Origin of the sequence: Enterobacter sp. KB-280D8 (assembly GCF_041399405.1) — a bacterium.
In the GTDB taxonomy this organism is placed as follows: Bacteria; Pseudomonadota; Gammaproteobacteria; order Enterobacterales; family Enterobacteriaceae; genus Enterobacter; species Enterobacter cloacae_N.
Window position 1 is genome coordinate 410,447 of sequence record NZ_JBGKEC010000002.1, and the last position, 18,214, is coordinate 428,660.

16 protein-coding genes and 1 riboswitch are annotated in these 18,214 nt (G+C 59.7%); of the genes, 4 read left to right on the top strand and 12 right to left on the bottom strand.

The window, feature by feature from the left end; all coding sequences use genetic code 11:
- Nucleotides 1-2: 2 nt before the first annotated feature.
- Together moaB and moaA are read right to left on the bottom strand one after the other, a co-directional pair.
- Entirely contained in the window at nucleotides 3-515 is a 513-nt protein-coding gene (gene moaB / locus AB8818_RS07415) for a molybdenum cofactor biosynthesis protein B (RefSeq protein WP_163330769.1), read from the bottom strand.
- Between the two features lie 24 nt (nucleotides 516-539).
- On the bottom strand, nucleotides 540-1,529 hold the full coding sequence (gene moaA / locus AB8818_RS07420; RefSeq protein WP_192982886.1) for a GTP 3',8-cyclase MoaA: 990 nt from the start codon (nucleotides 1,527-1,529) through the stop codon (nucleotides 540-542).
- Nucleotides 1,517-1,651: riboswitch (molybdenum cofactor riboswitch) on the bottom strand. Its footprint overlaps the gene before it by 13 nt.
- Nucleotides 1,652-1,876: 225 nt before the next feature.
- On the opposite strand from moaA, the gene yvcK reads away from it, so the two are divergent.
- A complete protein-coding gene (gene yvcK / locus AB8818_RS07425) occupies nucleotides 1,877-2,785 on the top strand; it encodes a uridine diphosphate-N-acetylglucosamine-binding protein YvcK (protein ID WP_116343368.1) in 909 nt (302 codons plus the stop codon).
- A 71-nt stretch (nucleotides 2,786-2,856) separates the two neighbouring features.
- On the opposite strand, the gene uvrB is transcribed toward yvcK, so the two are convergent.
- Nucleotides 2,857-4,872: an excinuclease ABC subunit UvrB gene (gene uvrB, locus AB8818_RS07430; RefSeq protein WP_192982884.1), complete on the bottom strand. Its 2,016-nt coding sequence runs from the start codon at nucleotides 4,870-4,872 to the stop codon at nucleotides 2,857-2,859.
- A 751-nt stretch (nucleotides 4,873-5,623) separates the two neighbouring features.
- On the opposite strand from uvrB, the gene AB8818_RS07435 reads away from it, so the two are divergent.
- Nucleotides 5,624-6,346, top strand: a complete 723-nt coding sequence (locus tag AB8818_RS07435) for an ABC transporter ATP-binding protein (RefSeq protein ID WP_192982881.1) — start codon at nucleotides 5,624-5,626, stop codon at nucleotides 6,344-6,346.
- On the opposite strand, the gene bioD is transcribed toward AB8818_RS07435, so the two are convergent.
- From bioD to bioB, 4 genes are read right to left on the bottom strand one after another with little or no spacing between them, the layout of a single operon-like run.
- Nucleotides 6,309-7,010, bottom strand: coding sequence for a dethiobiotin synthase (gene bioD, locus AB8818_RS07440; RefSeq protein ID WP_192982878.1), 702 nt, complete (start codon nucleotides 7,008-7,010; stop codon nucleotides 6,309-6,311). The two genes, AB8818_RS07435 and bioD, sit on opposite strands and share 38 nt — an antisense overlap.
- A complete protein-coding gene (gene bioC, locus AB8818_RS07445; RefSeq protein ID WP_192982874.1) occupies nucleotides 7,003-7,758 on the bottom strand; it encodes a malonyl-ACP O-methyltransferase BioC in 756 nt (251 codons plus the stop codon). Before bioC ends, bioD begins: the two co-directional genes overlap by 8 nt.
- Nucleotides 7,742-8,899 carry an 8-amino-7-oxononanoate synthase gene (bioF, locus tag AB8818_RS07450; RefSeq protein ID WP_192982871.1) on the bottom strand — a complete coding sequence of 386 codons (1,158 nt, stop codon included), beginning with the start codon at nucleotides 8,897-8,899 and terminating at the stop codon, nucleotides 7,742-7,744. Before bioF ends, bioC begins: the two co-directional genes overlap by 17 nt.
- Nucleotides 8,896-9,936: a biotin synthase BioB gene (gene bioB / locus AB8818_RS07455; protein WP_116343363.1), complete on the bottom strand. Its 1,041-nt coding sequence runs from the start codon at nucleotides 9,934-9,936 to the stop codon at nucleotides 8,896-8,898. The genes bioF and bioB overlap by 4 nt, the downstream gene beginning before the upstream one ends.
- Before the next feature lie 68 nt (nucleotides 9,937-10,004).
- Between bioB and bioA the strand changes: the two genes are divergently transcribed.
- The gene (gene bioA / locus AB8818_RS07460) at nucleotides 10,005-11,312 is read left to right on the top strand and encodes an adenosylmethionine--8-amino-7-oxononanoate transaminase (RefSeq protein ID WP_192982868.1); all 1,308 of its coding nucleotides are present in this window, start codon (nucleotides 10,005-10,007) and stop codon (nucleotides 11,310-11,312) included.
- Between the two features lie 48 nt (nucleotides 11,313-11,360).
- Nucleotides 11,361-11,837: a kinase inhibitor gene (locus AB8818_RS07465; RefSeq protein WP_116343361.1), complete on the top strand. Its 477-nt coding sequence runs from the start codon at nucleotides 11,361-11,363 to the stop codon at nucleotides 11,835-11,837.
- Nucleotides 11,838-11,921: 84 nt separating this feature from the next.
- Here AB8818_RS07465 and hutH read toward each other — a convergent pair whose 3' ends face one another.
- The 5 genes from hutH to hutI form a co-directional block, all read right to left on the bottom strand.
- On the bottom strand, nucleotides 11,922-13,442 hold the full coding sequence (gene hutH, locus AB8818_RS07470) for a histidine ammonia-lyase (protein WP_192982865.1): 1,521 nt from the start codon (nucleotides 13,440-13,442) through the stop codon (nucleotides 11,922-11,924).
- A complete protein-coding gene (hutU, locus tag AB8818_RS07475) occupies nucleotides 13,439-15,127 on the bottom strand; it encodes a urocanate hydratase (RefSeq protein WP_163330761.1) in 1,689 nt (562 codons plus the stop codon). The genes hutH and hutU overlap by 4 nt, the downstream gene beginning before the upstream one ends.
- A 127-nt stretch (nucleotides 15,128-15,254) precedes the next feature.
- On the bottom strand, nucleotides 15,255-15,989 hold the full coding sequence (locus tag AB8818_RS07480; RefSeq protein WP_192983087.1) for a histidine utilization repressor: 735 nt from the start codon (nucleotides 15,987-15,989) through the stop codon (nucleotides 15,255-15,257).
- A 19-nt stretch (nucleotides 15,990-16,008) separates the two neighbouring features.
- Nucleotides 16,009-16,947, bottom strand: coding sequence for a formimidoylglutamase (gene hutG, locus AB8818_RS07485; RefSeq protein WP_192982863.1), 939 nt, complete (start codon nucleotides 16,945-16,947; stop codon nucleotides 16,009-16,011).
- A complete protein-coding gene (gene hutI / locus AB8818_RS07490) occupies nucleotides 16,944-18,164 on the bottom strand; it encodes an imidazolonepropionase (protein ID WP_116343356.1) in 1,221 nt (406 codons plus the stop codon). Before hutI ends, hutG begins: the two co-directional genes overlap by 4 nt.
- Between the last annotated feature and the right edge of the window lie 50 nt (nucleotides 18,165-18,214).

The following is an 18,214-nucleotide window of genomic DNA, read 5'->3' on the forward strand; positions in this document are numbered from 1 at the left end:
GCTTATTTCTTTAAATGGGGATGGAAATTACAGGGACGGGTACGGGCATCCAGCTGCGGGGCAATAATATTTTCCCACGCAGTGCGGCAGGCTTTAGTCGAGCCCGGCATGGCGAATATCAGGGTTTTGTTCGCCACGCCCGCTACGGCACGGGACTGAAGCGTAGAGGTGCCGATCTCTTCAAATGAGAGCATGCGAAACACTTCGCCGAAGCCTTCCACTTCGCGGTCGAACAGCGGGAGCAGCGCTTCGGGGGCCTGATCGCCTGCAGTAAAGCCGGTGCCGCCGGTAATCAGCACCACCTGGACGTCGTCACTCGCAATCCACTGCGAAACCTGCGCGCGAATGGCGTAACGGTTCTCTTTGACGATCGCTTTATCAACAATCTGGTGTCCGGCTTCGTGTGCCGCCTCGCGCAGCCAGTGGCCGGAGGTATCGTCTTCTTCACCACGGCGGTCGGAAACGGTAAGAATAGCAATGCGTGTCGGGATAAATTCTGCGCTTACCTGACTCATCTTCTGATTCCTTCTTAAGCCTGATTACCCGCCGATGTAGGACAGGTTCTGAGTAATACCGGTATTGCCCTGATGCAGGAAGTGGGTCTGTTTTTTATGCGCCAGTGCCCCGGAAATACGCGCTTCAAGCGCATCCTGCTGGGCATCGTCTGCCAGCAGATCGCGAAGGTCCACGCCGCCGTCGCCGAACAGGCAGAGATGGAGTTTGCCCACGGAAGAGACGCGCAGACGGTTACAGCTGGCGCAGAAGTCTTTCTCGTAGGGCATGATAAGCCCGATTTCGCCTTCGTAATCCGGGTGACAAAAGACCTGCGCCGGGCCGTCGCTGCGCTGGCGGATCTGATGGATCCAGCCGCGTCTCAGCAGCGCGTCGCGCAGCACCATGCCGGAGATGTGGTGACGGCGGAACAGCTCGCTGCCCTCTCCGGTTTCCATCAGCTCGATAAAACGCAGTTGAATACGGCGCGGTTTGATCCACGCCAGAAAGGTGTCCAGCTGATGATGGTTAACGTCGCGCATCAGCACCGTGTTGACTTTGACCTTTTCGAACCCGGCGGCAAACGCCGCGTCGATGCCGTCCATGACCTGGCGGAATTTGTCCTGCCCGGTAATGGCGTGAAACTGGCGGGCATCGAGGCTGTCGACGCTGACGTTGATAGCGGTTAAGCCAGCGTCGCGCCAGTTCGCCACGTCGCGCGCCATGCGGTAACCGTTGGTGGTCACCGCAATCTGGCGGATACGTTCGTTTTCACGTACGGCGGCAATGATGTCGGGGAAATCACGACGCAGGGAGGGTTCGCCCCCGGTCAGACGGACTTTTTCCGTACCGAGCTCAGAGAACGCACGCGTGACGCGGCGCACTTCATCCACGGAGAGAAAGCCGTTATTGGTGACGCTGCCCGGCTTGTAGCCATCGGGCAGGCAGTAGGTGCAACGGAAGTTGCACACATCGGTAATCGACAGACGCAAGTAGTAAAACTTACGCGCGAAAGCATCAGTAAGTTGTGAAGCCATGTACACCTTTCCAGATACGGGAGGCACAGTCATTTCTTTCTGTACCCTGGTGGCAAATCCGCCACGGCCAGGGCGCCATATCATTCGACACAGGCGCCAGGGCTAGAGTGTATGTTTTCAACGTTGAAAACGTGGTTTAAGCGATAGTAGCGCGGAAATTCTGGCGGCGCTATTATCACTTCACGCTATATAATTATCTATATAGCGAATCAATCGTGCATTTTCGCTACAGAATACTTAAAAACCGTATTTTCGCATTGATATACGTCATTTTGCGTCGGGTGAGGCATCGTCTTTTAGGGGTAGTTAGGTTACTGTTACGCGATTACAGGTGAAAAGGAATATGTATGCGCAGTCGCACTTTTGCGGATCTTGACCGAGTGGTCGCTCTTGGCGGAGGCCACGGCCTGGGCCGCGTTATGTCCTCTTTGTCGTCACTGGGCTCACGGCTGACAGGGATAGTAACAACCACCGACAACGGCGGCTCAACCGGACGCATTCGTCGTGCTGAAGGCGGCATCGCCTGGGGAGATATGCGCAACTGCCTGAATCAGTTAATTACCGAGCCGAGCGTCGCGTCGGCGATGTTTGAGTACCGTTTTGGCGGTAATGGCGAACTTTCCGGGCATAACCTTGGAAATTTAATGCTCAAAGCGCTGGATCACCTGAGCGTGCGCCCGCTTGAAGCCATCAATTTGATACGAAACCTTCTGAAAGTGGATGCGTTTCTGATCCCGATGTCTGAACAGCCGGTGGATTTAATGGCGATTGATGCCGACGATCACGAAGTGTACGGCGAAGTGAATATCGACCAGCTTCTGCTGCCGCCAAAAGAGCTGATGACCTACCCGAGCGTGCCCGCCACGCGTGAAGCGGTGGAGGCCATCGGGGAAGCGGATCTTATCCTGATCGGTCCAGGCAGCTTTTACACCAGCCTGATGCCAATTCTGCTGGTAAAAGAGCTGGCGCAGGCGCTGCGCCGCACCCCTGCCCCGATGGTTTACATCGGTAACCTCGGCCGCGAGCTGAGCCCGGCCGCGGCAAGCCTGTCGCTGGCGGACAAACTCAATTTGATGGAGCACTACGTCGGGAAGAAGATCATTGACGGCGTAGTCGTGGGCCCAAAAGTGGATGTGTCAGGGATTGGCGATCGTCTGGTGGTGCAGGAGCCGCTGGAGGCCTCAGACATCAAGTATCGCCACGACCGTCACCTGCTGCGCGACGCGCTGGAGAAGGCGATTCAGGCGTTGGGTTAGGTTCGTTTTGTGCGGCCTGATGCCCTCACCCCGGCCCTCTCCCACTGAGAGAGGGAGAAAACAACGCTTACTCACGATGCCGCGATGAAAAGATCCCGCAGCTGATGAAGCTGGTCGCGGATCTGCGCCGCCTCTTCGAACTCCAGGTTCTGCGCGTGCTGCATCATCTGCCCTTCCAGCTCGTGGATTTTCTGCTGCAGCGCCTTCGGCGTCAGCACGACGGTATCTTCTTCCACCACTGAACGCGCCTTGCCGCGGCCTTTCGCTTTGGTCTTCGCAATGTTCTGACCCAGGGCCAGAATATCCACCACCTTCTTGTTCAGCCCCTGCGGCGTGATGCCGTGCTCTTCGTTATAGCGCTGCTGTTTCTCGCGGCGGCGTTCCGTTTCGCCAATCGCTTTCGCCATCGACGGGGTGAGTTTGTCACCGTACAGAATCGCTTTCCCGTTGACGTTACGCGCGGCGCGGCCAATGGTCTGGATCAGCGAACGTTCAGAGCGCAGGAAGCCCTCTTTATCGGCGTCCAGAATTGCCACCAGCGAGACTTCCGGCATATCCAGACCTTCTCGCAACAGGTTAATCCCCACCAGCACGTCAAATTCGCCCAGACGCAGATCGCGGATGATCTCCATACGCTCCACGGTGTCGATATCCGAGTGCAGATAGCGCACCTTCTCACCGTGTTCTTCCAGATACTCGGTCAGGTCTTCCGCCATTCGTTTGGTGAGCGTGGTCACCAGCACGCGCTCGTTGATGGCGGAACGGGCCCGGATCTCAGAGAGCAGATCGTCCACCTGGGTCGCAACCGGACGCACCTCGATAATCGGATCCAGCAGCCCGGTCGGACGGACCACCTGATCAATCACCTCATCGCCGGATTTCTCCAGCTCGTAGTTGCCCGGCGTGGCCGACACGTAGATGGTTTGCGGCGCCAGCGCCTCAAACTCTTCAAACTTCATCGGACGGTTATCGAGCGCTGACGGCAGGCGGAATCCGTACTCCACCAGCGTCTCTTTACGCGCGCGGTCACCGCGGTACATCCCGCCGATCTGCGGGATCGTGACGTGGGATTCGTCGATCACCAGCAAACCGTCTGCCGGAAGGTAGTCAAACAGCGTCGGCGGCGGCTCGCCCGGCCCGCGCCCGGAGAGGAAGCGCGAGTAGTTTTCGATACCCGAGCAATAGCCCAGCTCGTTCATCATCTCCAGATCAAACTGTGTGCGCTGGCTCAGGCGCTGCTCTTCCAGCAACTTATTGTTCGCCAGAAGCACCTTACGGCGTTCTGCCAGCTCCTCTTTGATCTCTTCCATCGCCTGCACGATACGCTCGCGTGGCGTCACGTAGTGTGTTTTAGGGTAGATGGTAAAACGCTGGATCACCGACTCAACGTGCCCGGTCAGCGGGTCGAACAGCGACAAACGCTCCACCTCTTCGTCAAACAGCTCAACACGCAGCGCCATATCGTCCGATTCCGCAGGGAAAATGTCGATCACCTCACCGCGCACGCGGAACGTCCCGCGCTGGAACGCCTGGTCGTTACGGGTGTATTGCAGCTCGGCCAGACGGCGCAAAATCGCGCGCTGATCGATGATCATCCCCTGCGTCAGGTGCAGCATCATCTTCAGGTAGAGATCCGGGTCGCCCAGGCCGTAAATCGCCGAAACCGACGCGACCACAACCACATCGCGACGCTCAAGCAGCGCCTTGGTCGCCGACAGTCGCATCTGTTCGATGTGTTCGTTCACCGAAGCATCCTTCTCGATGAAGGTGTCAGAGCTCGGCACATAGGCTTCCGGCTGGTAGTAATCGTAGTAGGAGACGAAATACTCCACCGCGTTTTCCGGGAAAAACTCTTTCATCTCGCCGTAAAGCTGTGCCGCGAGGGTTTTGTTGGGTGCAAGCACCATCGTGGGGCGCTGCAGGTCAGCGATCACGTTCGCGACAGTAAACGTTTTGCCCGAGCCGGTTACCCCCAGCAGCGTCTGGTGCGCCAGCCCGTCTTCCAGCCCCTCTTTAAGGCGACGGATCGCCTCAGGCTGATCGCCTGATGGGCGGAAAGCAGAATTCAGTTTGAACGGTTTACTCATGGGCGACGACCTGATGACGTTATAAGCGGCAGGTGAGTAATTTTACTCGTTGTTGCCAGGAATGCCAGTAAAAAACACTGGATGAAAAACCAGTGGCGTGTCAGGATATTTAGCGTAGCGGCTGAATCATTAGCGCGTTAGCGAACAAAATTTAGGCTCTGACGAGATAAAAAACCAGCCAGGCTGGGTTATCCCCAGAACTTTTTCTTTTTTAACATTTGTCAAGCCAGGTAATGATAGTTTTATGGCAACGAGTGACACTTTCATTACGGTAATTGCTTTTATCTAAGCAATTAAATTATAAAGGATATTTTCTAAAGCCGCGTTTCGCGTCAATTTGGGCGAAAGCCGCGTCTTCTCTCGCTTATCGCGTGTTTTCTAACTCTAATGCACATGGTTATCCACAGGAATAGTGGATAACTGCTTCCAGCCCGTGCAGACTGCCGCTCAGCAAATTCCCGGATTTTCCCACGAGGCGGCAACAAAAAATTTTTATAGCTATTTTTTGACGATAAACAGTTGAGTCATTCATAACCAACCGGTGCGATCCTGCTCACATTTCCGCCATTTTTCGTCCTGCACCACCATTCAACATCGCCAGCACTGCCGATGTGCAATCCCCGTTCGTTTAGACGATTCACCGGTGGCTTATTCCTAAAAAAAGCCGTTTTTTTAATCGATTTACGCTTTCTGGCAGGGGTTTTGCAGAAGCATAAACGAGCGTCACCGACACATTTTTAAGGAGAGAAAGATGTTGAGTCTGCGTGCAGTGAATCAGTTTTACGGAAGCCAACATACGCTGTGGAACGTGGATTTAGATTTTCCGCAAGGGATGTGCACAGGCGTCGTTGGCCTGCCGGGGATGGGCAAAACCACCCTCATGAACTGCATTACCGGAAAAGTGCCCGTCGATAGCGGCACCATCATCTGGCATGAAGCGGGCGCACCGCCGCGTGATTTGCTCAGCCAGACGTCAGAAGAGCGTTCAGGGCCGGGAATAGGCTATGTGCCGCAGGACAGGCGGATTTTTTCTCAGCTGACGATTGAGGATAATCTGCATATTGCCATGCGGGCGGTGGGGAAACCCGACCCGGCAGCGAAAAGCGACGTATACGATCTGTTCCCGGAACTCTACGCGCGACGTCAGACGCGAGGCAACACCCTTTCGCCGGAGGATCAGTATCAGCTCGCGCTGGCGAATGCGCTGGTCAACCGCCCGCGGATGCTGATTCTGGATGAACCCATGCACGGCGCGGGACACGGCTTTGCCCAGAAGCTGGCGCAGCTGCTGGTGCGCTTAAACCAGGAGTTAGGCATGACGGTGCTGTTAGCGGAGCAGCAGCTGTCGTTTATCCGCCGGGTGGCGGATCGGTTTTGCATGCTTTATCGCGGGCGTAACGTGGCGCACGGCCACGTTAGCGAACTGAACGATGAGCTTATTGCCCACTGGATGTCGCGGGAAGCAAGGCGCTGAGGTCGAGATAGCGCCCGGTTTCGGCATTTTCCGCGCCGTCAGCAAGCCAGGGAATTTCCCCAAGGCACGGGGCGGGAAGTACACGCCTGAGCGTCGCTAGATACTCCTGATGTCGTTTCCCCGGCGCAACTACGTCGTTGGCTATCCAGCCCGCCAGACGCAGCCCGGCCTGCCGTACGGCCTGCGCGGTCAGCATAGCGTGATTGATGCAGCCCAGCTTAACGCCGACAACCAGAATGACCGGGAGCCGCTCGGCCTGCACCCAGTCAGCAAACGTCTGCGTGTCCGAAAGCGGCGTAAACCAACCGCCCGCGCCTTCCACCAGCACCCAGTCGGCCTGGCTTTCGAGTGTCCGTAACCCGGCAGACAGCACGGCGAACTCAATCGGACGGCCTTCGTCGGCGCTGATAATGTGCGGCGAGGTCGGCTCGGCAAAGGTGTATGGATTGACCGCCGAATAGGCAAGCTTAAGGGTACTATTACGCTGGAGCGCCAGCGCATCGGTGTTGCGTAACCCTTCCGCCGTCATCTCGCTGCCGGAAGCAACAGGCTTATATCCGGCGGTGTTTTTCCCAAGCTTTCGCGCCGCCTGCAGAAGGGCCGCGCTGGCAACCGTCTTGCCCACTTCCGTATCCGTGCCGGTAACAAAATAACGTTCAGTCACGTTCGATAATCCCATGAAAAAGTTGATAAGAGAGCGGGAAAAAGCCCCGCTGCTGCGGCCAGGCCAGCTCCAGGCGCTGCAGCTGGCCCCGGGTCAGCGGTTTTTTCTCCCGCCCGGCGTGCAGGTGCGTAGCGCCGATGCCCTTCAGCGAACGCATGGCGCTGAACGCGTCGCTAAAATTGAGCGTGATGGTCTGCACCGTGCTGCGACAGCGCCAGCCTGCCAGCGCCTCCGTCACCTGGTCATGCGATAAGAAGCGGTTGGCATGCGGTTGCTCATCTACTGCCTGCCATGCCTGATTTAGCTCCGGCAGCGAGCTTTCCAGCAAGGTGGTAAAGGCCACCTTCCCGCCCGGTCGCGCAACGCGATAAAGCTCGCGCAAGGCCTGTTCCAGGCTGCTGCACCACTGCACTGCCAGATGGCTCCAGACCAGATCGAACTGCGCGTCCGCCAGCGGAATAGCCTCGATATCAGCCACAAGGTAGTGATGCGCAGCCTGCTGCTGGCGCGCCTCGTCCAGCATGGCGGGCGACAGGTCGATGGCCGTCACCTGGCTCCCCGCTTCACGCCAGTAGCGGCTGTTGCTGCCGGGACCACAGCCGGCGTCCAGTACCTGCGGGAAGCGATTCCCGCCAAGCGCGGCGAGGAGCCCCTGCGCGCTCTGGCGCTGCAGTTCATCGTGCTGAGAATAGCTCCGCGCGGCCCGGCCAAATGCCGCCGCAACGGCCTGTTTATTCACCGGCGTCATGGAGCGCCTCCAGCAGCGTCTGGATATCCCGAGCTTCATGCGCCGCCGTCAGGGTTAAACGCAGCCGTGCGGTACCCGGCGGAACCGTTGGCGGGCGAATGGCGGTCACCCACATGCCGCGCTCGCGCAGCGCCTGTGCCAGCGCCAGCGCGCGGCCGTTTTCACCAACAATCACCGGCTGGATGGCGCTCTGCGACTCTGGACTGAGGAAGGGCAGCGCCGCCAGTCCCTGGCGGAAGCGGGAGATATGCTCTGCCAGCCGCTGGCGACGTTCATCCCCTTCTGCGCTGCGGATCACCGCCAGCGACGCAGACAGCGCCACGGCCTGTGCCGGGGGCATGCTGGTGCTGTAGATCAAATGCCGGGCAAACTGCAGCAGATAGTCAGCGACGGACTCGTTGCACAGTACGGCGGCGCCGCTGGCGCCAAAGCCCTTGCCGAAGGTGACAATCAGCAGCTCGGGCTTCACGTTTTGCTGGTATGCGCTGCCGCGACCTTCATCGCCCATCACGCCAATCCCGTGGGCATCGTCCACCAGCAGCCAGGCGTTTTGCCGCTTTGCGGCCTCGTGCAGCGCAGCAAGCGGCGCGCTGTCGCCGTCCATGCTGAACACCCCTTCGGTGACCGCCAGCTGTTGCCCGTCGCAGGGTTTATCCAGCAGCGCAGCAAGCTGCCCCGCATCGTTATGGGCAAAGCGGCGCAGCTGTGCCGGGCTTAAATTTGCCGCCTCAAGCAGCGAGGCGTGGCTTAAGCGGTCGGCGACAATGCGGTCCTCTTTCCCCATCAGGGCCGCGATGACCGCCTGATTGGCGGCAAAGCCCGAGATAAAGAGCAGCGCACGCGAATAGCCAAGCCAGTCGGCCAGCTCTTCCTCCAGCGCCTGATGCGCCGTGGTGTACCCGCTGACGTGTCCCGAGCCGCCGCTGCCCACGCCAAACCGCTCCGCGCCCTGCTGCCAGGCGCGGACGATGGCCGGATGCTGGCTCAGTCCGAGATAGTCATTGCTTGAGAAATTACAAAACTGCCGCCCCTCGCGGGTCAGAAAACGGCCCGCGCCGTTTTCCACCACACTGCGTACGCGAAACGCCTCTGCCGCCCGGCGTTCTTCCAGCGCGGCATTAATTCGTGCCTGCCAGGTCATACGGCTGCCGCGTTGTAGAACTGGTCGGTGTCGGCGTTAAAAATCTGCTGCTCCAGCTGCTGCTGTTGCTCGTTATCGCCCGTCAGCACCTCGGTCTGGTGCGGGTTCAGCCCCAGCTTGCGGAACAGCTGAACATCTTTGTCCTCTTCCGGGTTCGGCGTGGTCAGCAGCTTGCAGCCGTAGAAGATGGAGTTGGCCCCGGCCATAAAGCACATCGCCTGGGTTTGCTCGTTCATCTGCTCGCGGCCCGCAGAAAGGCGGACGTAAGAGGTTGGCATCATGATGCGCGCCACCGCGATGGTGCGAATAAAATCAAACGCATCCACGTCGTCATTATCCGCCAGCGGCGTGCCTTTGACCTTCACCAGCATGTTGATCGGCACGCTTTCCGGCGGGGTGGGCAGGTTCGCCAGCTGCAGCAGCAGGCCCGCGCGGTCTTTCACCGTTTCGCCTAAGCCGACAATACCACCGGAGCAGACCTTGATCCCCGCTCCACGCACTTTGTCCAGCGTGTCCAGGCGCTCCTGGTAGGTGCGCGTGGTGATGATGTTGCCGTAAAACTCCGGGGAGGTATCGAGGTTGTGGTTGTAGTAATCGAGCCCCGCCGCCGAGAGGCGCTGCGCCTGCTCCTCGTTCAGCGTGCCAAGCGTCATACAGGCTTCAAGGCCCATCTCCTTCACGCCCTTCACCATCTGCTCCAGATACGGCATGTCGCGGTCGTGCGGGTTCTTCCACGCCGCGCCCATGCAGAAGCGGGTCGAGCCAGCGTTTTTCGCCTTGCGCGCCGAGTCGAGCACCTGCTCCACTTCCATCAGCCGTTCGGACTCCAGGCCGGTTTTGTAGCGCGCGCTCTGCGGGCAATATTTGCAGTCTTCAGGACAGGCGCCGGTCTTGATCGACAGCAGCGTGCTGACCTGAACATGGCGCGGATCGAAGTGCTGACGATGCACCTGTTGGGCTTCAAACATCAGCTCAAGGAAAGGTTTGTTGAATAATTCAGTAACTTGCGACATCGTCCAGCGTGCGTGGTGAGCCATCGGGCTTCTCCAAAGGGTTTTGTTAATTTTCGGTTCGGTTTATACTCGTAAACCTAAAACTTTTCAAAATGGTTTACAAGTCGATTATGACCCAGGACGATCTCGCCTTCGACAAGCAGCATATCTGGCACCCTTACACCTCCACCACCCGCCCCCTCCCCGTCTATCCGGTGGCCTCGGCCCACGGCTGCGAGCTGCACCTTGCCAGCGGCGAGCGGCTCGTTGACGGGATGTCCTCCTGGTGGGCGGCCATTCACGGCTACAACCACCCGCGCCTGAACGCGGCAATGAAAGCCCAGATTGACCAGATGGCGCACGTGATGTTTGGCGGGATTACCCATCAGCCGGCGGTGGATTTATGCCGTCGCCTGGTGGCGATGACGCCTGAATCGCTGGAGTGCGTCTTCCTGGCCGATTCCGGCTCGGTAGCGGTGGAAGTGGCGATGAAAATGGCGCTGCAGTACTGGCATGCGAAGGGCGAAGCGCGCCAGCGGTTCCTTACCTTCCGCAACGGCTATCACGGGGATACCTTCGGGGCGATGTCGGTGTGCGATCCGGACAATTCCATGCACAGCCTGTGGAAGGGGTATCTGCCGGAAAACCTGTTTGCCCCTGCCCCGCAGAGCCGCTTCGACGGCGAGTGGAACGAGATGGATATGGTCGGTTTCGCGCGGCTGATGGCGGCGCATCGTCATGAGATTGCCGCCGTGATCCTGGAGCCAATTGTGCAGGGCGCAGGCGGGATGCGGATGTACCATCCGGAATGGCTGAGGCGCATTCGCAAGATGTGCGACCGCGAGGGCATTCTGCTGATTGCCGATGAGATCGCCACCGGCTTTGGCCGCACCGGCAAGCTGTTTGCCTGCGAGCATGCGGGCATTTCGCCGGATATTCTGTGTCTGGGCAAAGCGCTGACCGGCGGCACCATGACGCTCTCCGCCACGCTGACCACCCGCCAGGTTGCCGACACCATCAGCGACGGCGAGGCGGGCTGCTTTATGCACGGCCCGACGTTTATGGGCAACCCGCTGGCCTGCGCCGTGGCGAGTGAAAGCCTTGCGATTCTGGAGAGCGGCGAGTGGCAGGCGCAGGTTGCGGCGATAGAAGCGCAGCTGAAAGAGGAGTTGAGCGCCGCCTCTGGTGCGAATTTCGTGGCGGACGTGCGCGTGCTGGGGGCCATCGGGGTGATTGAAACCACCCATCCGGTGAATATGGCGGCGCTGCAGCGCTTCTTCGTGGACCAGGGCGTCTGGGTGCGGCCTTTCGGCAGGCTTATCTACCTGATGCCGCCGTATAGCATTACGCCAGAGCAGCTGCGTAAATTAACCGACGCGGTCGTAACAGCCGTTAACATTCCCGCGCATTTCACGATTTAACCCCATGCGTTACACTTCCTGAACGAGTGAATATCGAGGGTAAACCGTATGAAAATCATCAGTAAAGATCTGCGCGACGGTGAAAAACTCCCTGAACGCCACGTTTTCAACGGCATGGGGTATCAGGGCGATAATATCTCCCCGCACCTGGCGTGGGACGAGGTTCCAGCCGGAACCAAAAGCTTTGTCGTGACCTGCTACGACCCGGACGCGCCGACCGGCTCCGGCTGGTGGCACTGGATCGTAGCGAACCTGCCCGCCGACACGCGCGTCCTGCCGCAGGGTTCCGGCTCTGATCTGGTTGCCCTGCCTGAGGGCGCGATTCAGACCCGCACTGATTTTGGTAAAGCGGGCTACGGCGGCGCGGCGCCGCCAAAAGGGGAAACCCACCGCTATATCTTCACGGTGCACGCGCTGGACGTGGAGAAGATTGAGGTTGATGAAGAGGCGAGCGGCGCGATGGTCGGGTTTAACGTGCATTTCCATTCGCTGGGGAGCGCGTCGATTACGGCGATGTATTCATAAAAGAAGCCGGGTGGCGGCTACGCCTTACCCGGCCTACATTTCGCACGCGTAGGCCCGGTAAGCGCAGCGCCACCGGGCAAAAAATCACAGCACCGGCGGCAACAGCCCCACCAGCCGCCCCTCTTCCAGAAGCTGCATCGCCTTATCAATATCCGGCGCAAAGAAGCGGTCATCATCGTAGTGCGTAACGTGCTCGCGCAGTTCCTGACGCGCCTGCTCCAGCAGCGGGCTGGATTTTAGCCCATCACGCAGATCGATACCCTGACACGCCGCCAGCCACTCCACCGCCAGCACGCCGCGGGTGTTGGAGGCCATTTCCCACAGACGACGCCCGGCAGCCGGCGCCATCGAAACGTGATCTTCCTGGTTTGCAGACGTCGGCAGGCTGTCCACGCTGTGCGGGTGCGACAGGGCTTTGTTCTCGCTTGCCAGCGCGGCTGCGGTCACCTGGGCAATCATAAATCCCGAGTTGACCCCACCATTACGCACCAGGAACGGCGGCAACTGGGACATATGTTTATCCATCATCAGCGCAATGCGGCGCTCGGACAACGCGCCGACTTCGGCAATCGCCAGCGCGATGTTATCCGCCGCCATCGCCACCGGCTCGGCGTGGAAGTTGCCTCCGGAGACCACCTCGTTTTCCTGGGCGAACACCAGCGGGTTATCGGACACCGCGTTGGCCTCCACCAGCAGCACCTCTGCCGCCTGGCGCAGCTGCGTCAGGCACGCGCCCATCACCTGCGGCTGGCAGCGCAGGGAATACGGATCCTGAACCTTCTCGCAGTTATGGTGTGAATCGGCAATTTCGCTGGTGTCGGTAAGCACGTGGCGGTACATCGCGGCGGCATCAATCTGCCCGCGCTGGCCGCGCACCGCGTGGATGCGGGCGTCGAACGGACGACGCGAGCCCAGCACGGCTTCGGTGGTCAGCGCACCGCACACTACCGCCGAGGCAAACAGATCTTCCGCTTCAAACAGACCGCGCAGCGCGAAGGCCGTCGATGCCTGAGTGCCGTTCAGCAGTGCCAGCCCCTCTTTCGCCGCCAGCGTAATTGGCGTTAATCCGGCTTTTTTCAGCGCCTCCTTCGCAGGCAGCCACTCGCCCTGCCAGCGCGCTTTGCCTTCGCCCAGCAGCAGCAGCGACATGTGCGCCAGCGGCGCGAGGTCGCCGGATGCCCCTACAGAGCCTTTCGCCGGGATCCACGGGTAGACCTCTGCATTCACCAGCGCCATCAGCACCTGGATGACGCTCAGGCGAATGCCCGAGAAACCGCGCGCCAGGCTGTTGATTTTGAGCACCATCATCAGGCGGACAATCTCATCATCCAGCGGCTGACCCACGCCCGCCGCGTGCGACAGCACCAGCGAACGCTGTAAGTTTTCCAGATCGTGCGTGGCGATGCGGGTCTGCGCCAGCAGGCCAAAGCCGGTGTTAATCCCGTAGGCGGTGCGCCCCTCGGCCACGATGGCTTCAACGCAGGCGACGCTGTCATTAATGGCGGCGTGAGCGCTTTCATCCAGCGAAAGGGTGACCGGTTTACGCCAGACGTTACGCAGCTGTTTGAGCGTCAGCGAGCCGGGAGTGAGTGTTAAGGCGTTCATTCATGCTTTCCTTGTGTGGCAGGGATCATCGGCAGGTTCAGCCCCTGCTCTTTGGCACAGTCAATGGCAATCTCGTAACCCGCATCCGCGTGACGCATCACGCCGGTTGCCGGGTCGTTGTGCAGCACGCGAGCGATACGCGCGGCAGCTTCATCGGTACCGTCACAGACGATGACCATCCCGGAATGCTGGGAGAAGCCCATCCCCACGCCGCCGCCGTGGTGCAGCGAGACCCAGGTGGCGCCGCTGGCAGTATTCAGCAGGGCATTAAGCAATGGCCAGTCGGAGACCGCGTCAGATCCGTCGCGCATGGCTTCGGTTTCGCGGTTCGGGCTGGCAACGGAGCCGGAGTCCAGGTGGTCGCGGCCAATGACGATCGGCGCGGAGACTTCACCGCTGCGCACCATTTCGTTGAAGGCGAGGCCCAGCTTTTGCCGCCACTCCAGCCCAACCCAGCAGATGCGCGCCGGCAGGCCCTGGAAGCTGATGCGCTCGCGGGCCATGTCCAGCCAGTGGTGCAGATGTTTGTCATCCGCAACGATCTCCTTCACTTTGGCATCAGTTTTGTAGATATCCTGCGGATCGCCGGACAGGGCAACCCAGCGGAACGGGCCGATGCCGCGGCAGAACAGCGGGCGAATATAGGCAGGCACGAAGCCGGGGAAGTCGAAAGCGTTATTCACGCCCATCTCTTTCGCCATCTGGCGGATGTTGTTGCCGTAGTCAAAGGTCGGAATCCCCATCTGGCTGAAGGCCAGCATGGCAGAAACGTGTTCGGCCATAGAGCGTTTCGCGGCAAGCACGGTGCCTTCCGGGTCGGTCTCCGCTTTTTGCTGGTATTCTTCCCACGCCCACCCTTTTGGCAGGTAGCCGTGCAGCGGATCGTGGGCGCTGGTCTGGTCGGTGACGAGATCCGGGCGCACGCCGCGGGCAACCAGCTCCGGCAGAATATCCGCCGCGTTGCCGCACAGGGCAATCGACACGGCTTTGCCTTCGGCGGTGTATTTTTTAATGCGCGCCAGCGCATCGTCCAGATCGGTTGCCTGTTCATCGACGTAGCGGGTGCGCAGACGGAAATCAATGCGGCTCTGCTGGCACTCAATGTTCAGCGAGCAGGCGCCGGCAAGCGTGGCGGCCAGCGGCTGCGCGCCGCCCATGCCGCCGAGACCCGCGGTCAATACCCAGCGGCCTTTGAGCGAGCCGTTATAGTGCTGGCGACCGGCCTCCACGAAGGTTTCGTAGGTTCCCTGAACAATCCCCTGGCTGCCGATGTAGATCCAGCTACCGGCGGTCATCTGGCCATACATCGCCAGCCCTTTCGCATCCAGCTCGTTGAAGTGTTCCCAGGTGGCCCAGTGCGGCACCAGGTTAGAGTTGGCGATCAGCACACGCGGCGCGTTTTTATGGGTTTTGAACACGCCAACCGGCTTGCCGGACTGCACCAGCAGGGTTTCGTCGTGTTCGAGTTCGGTCAGGGATTTTACAATGGCGTCATAGCATTCCCAGTTGCGCGCGGCGCGGCCTATGCCGCCGTAGACCACCAGCTCGTGGGGATTTTCCGCCACCTCGGGATCGAGGTTGTTCATCAACATGCGCAGCGGGGCTTCGGTGAGCCAGCTTTTGGCGGTAAGCGTGGTGCCGCGCGCGGCGCGGACGTCCTGCTGACGGTATTTACCTGACGACATTGTGTGCTCCTCATAAGGGACAGATGATGCATTTAGATATACTTGTATAGACAAGCACACACAAGGTCGTATTTAACAAAAAAGATACAATTTTGTTATATTGCGTTAGCGATCACGCTTATAAAACTTATGACATAAAGTGGCCCTGTAGCCGGTAACGGTTACCCGGGAAGAGCAGCCGGGCATGCGACACGATGTGCGATGACGACCAGGTACGACGGCGGATCAGCAGGCACGGATCATGCTCTTTAATGCGCAGCCGTTCGCACTCCTGCGGCGTGGCGCGCACGGCCTCCACAATGTGCTCCCCTTCCGTCAGCGGAGCGACGAGCGAGAGATAGGCATGTGGCGTAGTTTGGGTGTAATCCTGGTTGAGATAGTCCGGTATCCGCTCTGCGTTGACGCAGCGATCTTCAATCTGCACCGGAATGTCGTTTTCAAAATGCACCATCACGGAGTGGAAGATGCGGCTGCCCTCTTTGACGTTCAGCTCTGCGGCCTGCTCGACGCTGGCCTGGGTCTCTTCCAGCACCAGCACTTCGCACCGGTGATGATGATTACGCGCGGCAATTTCGTCCGCGATGCTGCGGATTTCAAACAGGGCAGATTGCCCTTTGGGTTCCGCCACGAAGGTGCCAACCCCCTGCAGGCGCACCAGAAGCCCTTCGTCGGTCAGCTCTCTCAGCGCCCGGTTGATGGTCATCCGGCTAAAACCGAACTGGGCCACCAGCTCGGCCTCCGACGGAATGCGGTCGTGCGGGCGCCAGACGCCGGTTGCGATTTTTTCGCTGATCGCCTGCTTCACCTTTTCATAGAAAGGCGCGGGAGGGCTCGGCTGCGGCAGGGGCGAGCGTGAAAACATCATGACTCCTTAAATAGTGTTATGCCCACCAGTGAGCAATTTGCCAGGCCAGACGGGCGGCGAGCTTTGCGCCCTGTCCGTCCCGATCGTACTGCGGGTTAAACTCTACCAGATCGGCGGCCTGCAGCTTACCGCTGCGGCAGATTTGTGCGATAACCGGCAGCAGATCCAGCGCCGGGACTCCTAACGCGGCCGGGGCGGAAACGGCAGGCATTTCGCTTGCGGGCAAAACGTCCAGATCGATCGTCAGGTAGACGCGATCGGCCTGCGCCAGCACCTTTTCCAGCGCCGGTAGGGCCTCGCGCCTGAAATGGAGATCTTCCACCAGCGTGACGTTCAGGCGTTCGGCCTCATCCCACAGTGCCTGGGTGTTCGCCGCGCGGCTGACGCCAAAGCAGGCGTAGCGAAACTCGCGCCCGCGTTCATCGCAGTAGTTAGCCAACTGACGAAACGGCGTACCGGACGTCGCCCGGTCGGCCTTGCGCAGGTCAAGATGCGCATCCAGATTTATCACCGTCACACGCTCTCCAGGGAACGCATCCAGAATCCCCCGACCGTGCGCCCAGGCGGTTTCGTGCCCGCCGCCAAACACCAGCGTGCGCATCCCGGACTGCTGGCAGGCCGTGACGGCATCGCTTAACGCCTGCTGTGCCGCTTCCAGCTCATCGCCTTCAACGTACACCGAGCCCATATCCGCCAGCCGTTCGTGCCCCTGATGGCTTGCCATATTTGCCAGCGCTTTGCGCAGGATATCAGGAGCCTGCACGGCGCCGGGCCTGCCCTGATTGCGTTTAACCCCTGCATCACATTCAAAGCCTATCAGCGCGATGCCGGATGAAAGCGGCGTAAACTGCGCCTGATGGTGTATCGTCTGGAAAATGCGCGTTGCATTGCTGGCCTCGGCGCTGTCGTCGCGCCCCTGCCAGACGGTTTCGGCTACGGGCCGCCATAACTTCATACTGCCTCCCCACGGAAAACGCGTTGATAAAGCGGGTTACGCCCCGGCTCGTAGACCATCTCCACCGGGTGGCGAGCATCCCAGACGATAAAATCAGCGACAAACCCCGCCCGCAGCTGCCCGTGGGTAGCACCGCGCCCCAGCGCCTGCGCCGCATGCCGCGTGACGCCAGCCCAGGCCTCTTCCGGTGTGAGGCCAAACTGGACGCAGGCCATATTCATCGCCAGGTGCAGGCTGGCAAACGGGCTGGTGCCGGGGTTATAGTCGGTGGCGACGGCCATCGGGACCCCCTGTTTTCTGAGCTGTTCAACCGGCGGACGCTGGCGCTCCTGAAGAAAATAGAACGCGCCGGGAAGCAATACCGCAACCGTGCCGCTTTCCGCCATCGCCTGAACGCCTGCGTCATCGAGATATTCGATATGATCGGCCGACAGCCCGTTATATTGGCTCACCAGCGCCGCGCCGCCCTGATTCGACAGCTGTTCAACATGTCCCTTCACCGGGATTCCGAGCGCGGTCGCGGCCTGGAAGAGGCGCTCGGTTTGCGACGGGGTAAAGCCGACGTTTTCACAAAACACGTCTACTGCTTCATATAACTCTTTTTGCCACAGCGTGGGCAGGATCTGCTCACAGACCAGCGTGAGGTACGCATCCGGATCCTGCCGGTATTCCGCTGGTACGGCGTGTGCGGCCAGCAGCGTTGCGCTGATATCGATCGGATTATTGAGGCTCAGCTGGCGGGCAACCTGCAGCATCTTCTCTTCGGCCTCGGCGTTGAGTCCGTATCCCGATTTGATTTCAACGGTCGTCACACCTTCATTCATCAGACGCTGGAGCCGTTGCTGCGCCAGTGTCAGCAGGGTTTCCGGTGAACTGCCGCGCGTTGCCGTCACGGTGGCGTTAATCCCGCCCCCTTGGGCGCTGATGGTTTGATAAGAGACGCCGTTCAGACGCTGCTCCCACTCCGCCGCGCGGTCACCGCCGAACACCAGGTGGGTATGGCAGTCAATCAGGCCTGGCGTGACCAGACGTCCCTCAAGATCGACGACGTGACGGTGTCCGGCAGGAATGTCAGATTCAGGGATCACGGCAAGGATAGTTTGACCGCGCACGACCAGGGCGTGCTGCTCTTTCAGGCCATAGGGCGCGGATGTGTCGGGAACCATTGTTGCCAGTCGCGCATTTCGCCATATTACATCGTCAGGATGAAGCTGCATGGGCATTCCACTTGTCATGGGTTGTATAGACATTTATTTGCATCCGTCGT